Source organism: Blautia sp. HCP3S3_D9, assembly GCF_052063845.1.
Classification (GTDB): domain Bacteria; phylum Bacillota; class Clostridia; order Lachnospirales; family Lachnospiraceae; genus Blautia_A.
In genome coordinates this window covers 1-8,040 of record NZ_JBQHWS010000143.1, presented here as the reverse complement: position 1 = coordinate 8,040, position 8,040 = coordinate 1, and the positions used below count along the sequence as shown (strand labels likewise).

The 8,040-nt window shown below is 39.9% G+C and carries 5 protein-coding genes and 3 pseudogenes; 2 read left to right on the top strand and 6 right to left on the bottom strand.

Going from position 1 to position 8,040, the window contains the following annotated elements:
• Positions 1-169: 169 nt before the first annotated feature.
• From ACTNES_RS17910 to ACTNES_RS17895, 4 genes and pseudogenes are all read right to left on the bottom strand, one after another.
• Positions 170-502, bottom strand: coding sequence for an EAL domain-containing protein (locus ACTNES_RS17910; protein WP_441040265.1), 333 nt, complete (start codon positions 500-502; stop codon positions 170-172).
• Positions 503-651: 149 nt separating this feature from the next.
• Complete coding sequence (locus ACTNES_RS17905; RefSeq protein ID WP_291814932.1) at positions 652-1,779, bottom strand: YibE/F family protein; 1,128 nt, start codon at positions 1,777-1,779, stop codon at positions 652-654.
• Positions 1,779-4,319 carry a metallophosphoesterase gene (locus ACTNES_RS17900; RefSeq protein ID WP_320812894.1) on the bottom strand — a complete coding sequence of 847 codons (2,541 nt, stop codon included), beginning with the start codon at positions 4,317-4,319 and terminating at the stop codon, positions 1,779-1,781. Before ACTNES_RS17900 ends, ACTNES_RS17905 begins: the two co-directional genes overlap by 1 nt.
• A 205-nt stretch (positions 4,320-4,524) precedes the next feature.
• Positions 4,525-4,644: pseudogene (locus ACTNES_RS17895) on the bottom strand (4Fe-4S dicluster domain-containing protein); the annotation flags it as partial.
• Positions 4,645-4,944: 300 nt separating this feature from the next.
• Here ACTNES_RS17895 and ACTNES_RS17890 point away from each other — a divergent pair.
• A complete protein-coding gene (locus tag ACTNES_RS17890; protein ID WP_291807587.1) occupies positions 4,945-5,523 on the top strand; it encodes an AAA family ATPase in 579 nt (192 codons plus the stop codon).
• 104 nt (positions 5,524-5,627) lie between these two features.
• A pseudogene (locus tag ACTNES_RS17885) lies at positions 5,628-5,708 on the top strand (DUF6783 domain-containing protein); the annotation flags it as partial.
• On the opposite strand, the pseudogene ACTNES_RS17880 reads toward ACTNES_RS17885, so the two are convergent.
• Both ACTNES_RS17880 and thrS read right to left on the bottom strand, forming a co-directional pair.
• Positions 5,682-5,750, bottom strand: a pseudogene (locus ACTNES_RS17880) (DUF6783 domain-containing protein); the annotation flags it as partial. The pseudogenes ACTNES_RS17885 and ACTNES_RS17880 sit on opposite strands and share 27 nt — an antisense overlap.
• A gap of 17 nt (positions 5,751-5,767) precedes the next feature.
• Complete coding sequence (thrS, locus tag ACTNES_RS17875) at positions 5,768-7,543, bottom strand: threonine--tRNA ligase (protein WP_291815217.1); 1,776 nt, start codon at positions 7,541-7,543, stop codon at positions 5,768-5,770.
• Between the last annotated feature and the right edge of the window lie 497 nt (positions 7,544-8,040).

Here is an 8,040-nt window from a genome sequence, read left to right as displayed (position 1 = left end):
ACTATTGGCAGCCAATATCGTGACTGCTTTTTTGCGATGCTTTCATAATTGTTGAAAACATTTGTTGTCAAGGTTCAGTTCTTGGATACGAGTTTTATTTTCGTAGCAAGGTGCAATTTTAATTTATATTGAACGCTCACAAGAGCATATCAATCTTTTTCTCATCAGATTAGATTATCCGAGTTTTCGGACAGTCTCCCAAGCTGTACAGACATTCCAGTTCCTCTGCTGTTTCTATCCCTTCTGCAATCAGAATTGCTCCTGTTGCATTACAGTAATCCAGCAGGAGTTTCATCATGATCTCTTTTTTCTTATACTTGTGGATATCCCTTACCAGTTCTATATCCGCTTTTAGATAATCAGGTGTGGTATTCACTACACGATTTAGTCCTGAATGCCCTGCTCCCACATCATCCAATGCTATCTCATATCCCTGATCTGCATAATGTTTCATGATCTGCTGCAATATCTGGTAGTTTTCTATATCTGACCTCTCTGTTATTTCGAATACAATATCAGAAGCAGGAACCCCTGCCGGTCTGTAAATTGACGATCGGCTGAAACACCGGATATATGGCTTTTCTCTCTAATATCTTATAGAATTCATCTGCTTTGTTTACTTTCATCGTTTTATGATCCCTCCTGAGAGAATCACTTTTTTAATGCTTTTCCTGAAATAAAGAAGGCTCCTGCCAGTGAGGTAAAGGGAACCGTCAGAATTACTCCCATACTTGCGGAAATCCCCTGCATAAGTTCAATCCCAATAGAATACATATTGATAATCTGATGATAAGAATAGTTATATGCAAAAATAAATACCAGTGTGTTGAGAGATCCACCTGCAAAAGCAAGGATCAGCGTATTTGACATAGTTCCCATCATATCTTTTCCAACATTCATGCCGCTTTTAAACAAGTCCCACATTCCAAGATCCGGGCGTCTGCTGTATATTTCCTGTAAAGTAGAGGCAATCGACATTCCTACATCCATTACTGCTCCCAGTGATGCGATCAGAATCCCTGCAAACAGAAGTTCATTTATTTTTATAGCTGTTTTCTCTTCCAGGTAAATCAGCTCTTCAATATCACTTACATTATAACCTGTGATCTGAGTTACTTTTCCAAATATCCCTGCAAATATAACAGCCATAACAACTCCTGTTACAGTTCCTAAAATTGCAGTTAATGATTTAACAGAAATTCCGGAAATCAGATAAATTGTTACTACAGTAGTTATAACAGCAACAACTACCGCTGAAAGGATTGGTGAAACACCTCTATATATCATCGGAAGAAACAGAAACAGTACACATACAATGGTAAAGCCCAGTCCCAGTACAGATGCCGCACCTTTTTTCCCGCCGATCAGGATGATTGCCAGAAGAAACACTGCAATCATAAAATATAAGGAAAATTCACGGTCAGCACTATATACAGATGCAATGACTTCTCCCTGTGATTCACTGACCAGTGCAATGACTTTCATACCCCTTTTACAGGTTGCACCAAACAGATAGCTGGAAGAACTGATTGCTTCCACTTCTTTGTTCTTAAATTTACCGGAACAGAGTCGCAGCCTGACTGTCTGATTACCTACTCTGTTTCCGTTTTCTGTAAGGTTATCTGAAATAACCTCTGTTACTACTGCTTTCTCAAAGGTTCTGCCCTCTGTGGAAAGAAGTTCTGTTTTTTCGATCTTATTATATTGCATCAGAAAAATGAGGAAAAGGATGCCTGCGATCACCAGGCACCCTCTCCGAAGGAAATTTTTGTTTAACATTATTTTGCTTTCACCTTAATTGTTTTGCTTGCTGCCCCATACACGTTCTTGTCTGAAACCTTGGTAAATGCTTTTACTCTTACATAGTAAGTTTTTCCTTTGGACAGATTTTTAAGAATATATGTAGTTTTTGCTGTACGGTAAGTAGTTACCTTTTTGAATGAAGAATCTGTAGAAACCTGGATTGCATAGCCGGAAACTTTTCCGCCTGCTCTTCCAATCGTAACAGTTACTGTTCCGGATTTTCCGGCTTTCACAGTTTTTAATACTGCTTTCTCTGGCACAATCTTAAATGTTACGGTCTGTGTTCCTGTATACTTTCCGGTTCCATTGATGGTTGCTTTTGCCAGACCTGTATTTTTGTTATCTGCATAGGTAACTGTGTAGTCTTTTCCTGCCTTTAAGGTCTTTCCATTCAGAGTGACCTTAAGAGCCGGCTGGATCTGTTTTCCTGTATAAACCTGATTCTTCACTTTATCTACAGATGCAGACTTAATATCTTCTGTCACACCTTTTTTAATCGTAAAGGTTTCATCAATTTTCTGATCATTATCTGTGCGATAAGTATTGATCGTAAATGTATTATCTGTTACATCAATAACAGAATAAGTCGGAACATCTTCCTGCCATCTGTTTGCAATATAGCTCTGCATTCTTGGTACAAGATCATAATACTTGCTTCCTGATGAAGAGTTTGCTGTCATATAGAGAATACCATCCGGATTTACAACTGTCTCACCCTTTTCTGTATCCTCTACCGCATCCTTATCCATAACTGCATTCAGATAATTCAGATAAGCCACATCAGCCGGTTCCTTAGAATCTGCGGAAATATTTGCCGGTGCTTCATATCTTGTAGCCGGATTTTCTCCTGCATCCATATCCTTGTCTAGCTCTGCATCAAACTCATCATCCGTATATTCTACAGTTTTATGTCCGCCCTCAAGAATATGGGTACGAGAATATGCATGATCGTGTCCTGTAAGAACAACATCTACATCATTTGCTTCAAAATAGGGTACCAGTGTATATCTGAGGTTTGTAATCTCCGGCTCATTGGAATGCTCTGCAGAACCATAAATATCCTGATGTAAGGTTACGACTCTCCAGGTACAGTTTGGATTTGCAGCAATTGCCTGTTCCATGAACTGTTTGTGTTCAGCAGCATTGGTATCCTGTGTATTGAGCATCATAAACAGGGTGTTTCCATATGTGAAATAATAGTCTCCGCCAACAACTCCGTTAGAACCCAGGTCACTGCTGTTTGGTGTATTAAAATGATATGTGTAGTTCGCATTGTCTGCGTCATGGTTACCAACTGTAGTTGCAACAGGAAGGGATTTCAGCACATCCGGACTTAAATATCCGGTATACTCAATTTCACTGGTCATTTCACTTTTTCCCGGAGATTTTTTCTTAGTTGTCTGGATCTGGTCACCTGCTGATACTACGAAGCTTGCATTTCCGCCTGTTTTATCCATAGCTTCATTTAATGTGGTGTTCCAGTTAAAGGAATCATTTCTGACCGCATCGGATTGTGCCTGATAAAATTCTGCTGTGTCAGATCCTTTCAGTTCATTGGAAGATCCGATCTGCGGATCGCCTACGAAAATAAAGCTGTAATTATTGGTTGATTTTGTAGCGTATTCTGCAGGTTCTGTGTAGGTTCCATCCTCTTTTTCATAGCTGTAATAGTACACAGTATTGGCACTCAGACCTGTTGCTGTCACTTTATTGGAAACATATGCTTCATTGGTCTTTGTATTTGTCGTTGCATCTGTCTGCTCTGCAACATACACTTTGGCATTTTTCATATTTCTGCCTTCACCAATGATCAGTTTCGGTGCCGTTGTATCAGCCTGTGCTCCAAGGATATCTGCTACCATTGCAGCGATTGCACGACTTTCATCGCTTTCTGTATCAAAATCAGGAAGGTCCTCATCTGAGTTCGCTTCTGCTGCAAATTCCTCTGCGTCATTCTCAGAAGCAGTAAATGCTGCTACATCTTCTCCATCTTCCACATTAAATGCTGCTGTGCTTTCTTCTGTTACTGTACTCTCTTCAGCTATTGCAGTTTCCGCTCCTGTATTTGCTTCTGTTTCTGCATTCGATTCTGTCTCTTCAGCCTGTACTGCTTCCAATGTTTCATCTGTCACTGAAGTACCTGCTTCTGTTTCTGTAAAGGCAGGTTCACTGCTGTCACTGAAAGCATCACCTGACTGAGCGGAGAACTCCTGTGCAGCCTGTTCTTCTTTTTTTTCTGCTGTGTCAGAGTTATCTTTTTTAGAATACCATGCAAAATTTAACTGGCTAAAGTCAGAGCCTGGAGTAAGTGAAACCTGAGTCCAGTCATTCTTAACAGCTTCCCACTCTGTTTTCCAGGATTCCCAGTTCTGAGAAATTCCCATTCCTCCTGCAAGAGAAGCAGCATCTGTTTTTCCGTCCGGTGCTGCACTTGCAAATGCCGGAGTAACCGCTCCTGCTGTCAGTGAAACTGATAAAATACCTGCCATAAAACTTTTTCGCCATAAGTTGTTCATTTTTTCATAATCCTCCTGAGAAATGAATGTTTCATCACACGATTACAGATCGGGTGTTCATTACATTGGAGAGTATAGGAACATTGAGAAAAAAGTTCAATAGACTTTACTGAGGTTTAACTATATTTAACATAAGTCTTACGCTACTGTTCGCTCCGTTCTCAGTAACGTCCTGACAATAAGGTACACCTGCAAGAAATTCAGCTCAAAGCGCTTTCCTCAGACAGGCTTTGACACACTCCATGCACAAAATACATTCTGTTCCGTTTTTCCGTTTTCTGGAATTATCGATTATATCAACATTCATCGGACAAACTTCCCCACAATAAAAGCTATAAACATAATTTTTTCCATATTCCCTACGTGATTCAGAAAAAGCTACACCACGAAAAGAAACGAAAATGCTTAAGCTGAAAAAGCAAAAGCCCAACAGCAATCGATGTTCCAAAGGGTTCCAGATATTTGTCAGACCAATTTGCCATAAGTACCAGAATATCAGGATTTACGAAAGCAATTTATAGTAGATTTTGGCATATACATTTCGATTTTTTTTGAGTATAATAATTCCGAAAAAGTACTTTGACAGTAAATAAAATGCGACATAATTGCACAGGAGGCATGGGATATGATTATTACAATAGCAAGACAGTGCGGAAGCGGCGGACATGAAATAGGAAAAGAACTGACTTCCAGACTTGGACTGGAACTCTATGACAGAAAGAAGCTTGAAGAAGAGGCAAAAAAACTGGGAAAACTTGACGAGAACAAAGAATTTTTTCAGGAAAAAGCAGTAAACAGCCTGCTCTACAGTATCGCTGTAAGCTACGGAGCAAGCAATCCGATGGAAAGATCTTTTGAACTTATACGTGAACTTACACAACAGAAATCCGCCGTAATCATCGGCCGCTGCTCAGGAGCAATCTATGCAAATGATCCTGATGCAACTACAATTTTTCTTCACGCAGATAAGGACTGCCGTATCAAACGTGTAATGAAACGAGACGGCATTGATGAGAAAAAAGCTGCGAAACTGATAAAAGAAGTGGATGAGAAAAGAGCATCCTTCCACAAATTCTGTACAGGCAAAGAATGGGGAGACGCCGGTCAGTATCAGCTGTCTATTGATACCGGAAAACTTGATATTTCCGATGCAGCGGACATGATCATAAATTATATCAACGCTAAAAACAGGTTATCCTTCTGATCACGCTTTTCTTTACGCACATATGCCTGCCCTATGTTTTCAAACACTAATCATAGGGCAGGCATTTTTTATTTAGAGCGTGTTTGAAAAATGCTTTACGCAAGATGTGCGTCACAATTTGTGGGAGATTTTGTTCGGATGAAGGCGTCGTAGTGGGCTACGACAACCGAATTCGGACAAAATATACCGCAAAGTGGGGCGTGCAGATTGCGGGAATGATTTTTCAGACACGCTCTAGCACATATTATTTCACAGAAATATGTTCTCTTGATTTGTCAGCAATCTCTTTTTTAATCTTTTCTACAAATTCATCCAGTGGAAGAACGTTAGTTTCTTTTTCTCCGTGGAGACGGAAAGAAACACTACGATTATCTTTTTCATTAAATCCGATAACCAGCAGATAAGGTACTTTCTGTACCTGACCCTCGCGCATGCGATAGCCAAGCTTTTCAGAACGGTCATCAAGTTCTACACGAACGCCAGCTTCTTCTAATGCGTCAACGATTTCTTTTGCATAAGCATTTAATCCATCATCATCTGTTTTTACAGGGATAACACGAGCCTGGACAGGAGCAAGCCATGTTGGCAGATTTCCTTTTGTTTCTTCCAGAATATAAGCCATAAAACGATCCAGAGATCCCAGAATAGCACGATGCAGTACAACCGGTGTCTTCTTTTCGCCATTGCTGTCAATGTAATACAGATTGAATTTAGCTGGCAGACAGAAGTCTAACTGGCAGGTAGAAAGAGTGATCTCATTACCGATAGCCGGCTGAACATTTACGTCCAGTTTCGGGCCATAGAATGCAGCTTCACCGATTTCTTCTGTATATTCAATTCCGATATCATTTAAAACATGACGCAGTGCATCTTCTGCTGTATTCCACATCTCATCATCATCATGATATTTTTCTTTGTTCTCAGGGTCACGGAGAGAAAGGACACAACGATAATTAGTAATACCGAAATCTTTATAAGTATCAAAAATTAATCTGACAACTTTTGTAAATTCATCTTTGATCTGCTCTGGTGTTACAAACAGATGGGCATCATTCTGGCAGAAATGACGGCCACGTTCGATACCTTTTAATGTACCGCTGCTCTCATAACGGAAGTCATGAGCAATTTCACCAATACGGATTGGCAGGTCTTTGTAGGAATGTCTTCTGTTTGCATAGATCATCATATGATGCGGACAGTTCATTGGTCTGAGGACAAAGGACTCTCCTTCCATTTCCATAGGCGGGAACATGTTCTCTTTGTAGTGATCCCAGTGACCGGAAGTCTTGTAAAGATTTACAGTACCAACACAAGGAGTCATAACATGGAGATATCCCAGTTTTCTTTCTTTATCCTTGATGTAGTTTTCCAGCTCCTGCCAGATTGTATAACCTTTTGGAAGGAACATTGGAAGACCACGTCCAACAAGATCGTCTACCATAAACAGGTTCATATCTTTACCGATCTTTCTGTGATCTCTTTCTTTGGCTTCCTCTAATAACTGTAAGTGCGCATCCAGTTCTTCCTGTGTCGGGAAACATACACCGTAAATACGCTGAAGCATTTTATTCTTGCTGTCACCTTTCCAGTAAGCACCGGAATGACGGATCAGCTTGAAATGTTTACATAATTTTACATTATCTACATGAGGTCCACGACAGAGGTCTGTGAAATCACCCTGATCGTAAACTGTAATATTGCCATCGTCAAGATCGTCAATTAAGTCCAGTTTGTAAGGATCATCTTTGAACATTTCCAGAGCTTCTTCCTTGGAAACTTCACGGCGAATGATCTTTTTACCGGATTTAACAACTTTCTTCATTTCCTTTGTAATCTTTTCGATATCTTCATCACGGATAACATCATCGCCAAGATCGATATCATAGTAGAATCCTTCTGCTACAACAGGTCCTACCCAGAATTTGGCATTTGGATAAAGATGCTTAATTGCCTGTGCCATGACATGAGCGCAAGAATGATTGAGTGTGTTTAACTGCTCATTTTCTTTGAAATTTACCATTTGTATTCTCCTTTTTAATTTTTTATGAAATGATGTCAGAGTTAAAAGGTATTTTTCCCTGACTTGCTATAGAAATGAAAAAAGCACCCATAGACTTATAATACATGATCTAAGGGTGCTTGCACACGGTTCCACCTTAATTTTTACTCTTACAGCCGATAACGGGGCAACACGGTAACGCTTCGGAATCCATCCTTCTGCGCACAGCTTCGAAGTGGTCTTCATGTAATCCGTTCTCAAGAAACTTCCAGCAAATGTTTCTCTCTCTGTCAGAACCTGACTGCACTACTTTCTTCATCAACGCTTTTATGGGTACTTTTCATTTTTTGACTTAACCCATTATAATATAGTTATCACTTTAATTCAACGGATTTTTTGAAAAAAATTACTCAATCTATACAGAATAAGTTACTGTTCACTCCGTGCCCAGTAACACGCTTCGCGATGCACAGAATTTATGCTAATCGCATAAATTCGCGCGGTATGTCTCGGGTTTT

Excerpts from the sequence above, each read along its gene's own strand:
- ACTNES_RS17905 (WP_291814932.1), bottom strand. The coding sequence starts at position 1,779 with ATGTTAAACAAAAATTTCCTTCGGAGAGGGTGCCTGGTGATCGCAGGC.
- ACTNES_RS17900 (WP_320812894.1), bottom strand. The coding sequence starts at position 4,319 with ATGAACAACTTATGGCGAAAAAGTTTTATGGCAGGTATTTTATCAGTT.
- ACTNES_RS17890 (WP_291807587.1), top strand. The coding sequence starts at position 4,945 with ATGATTATTACAATAGCAAGACAGTGCGGAAGCGGCGGACATGAAATA.
- thrS (WP_291815217.1), bottom strand. The coding sequence starts at position 7,543 with ATGGTAAATTTCAAAGAAAATGAGCAGTTAAACACACTCAATCATTCT.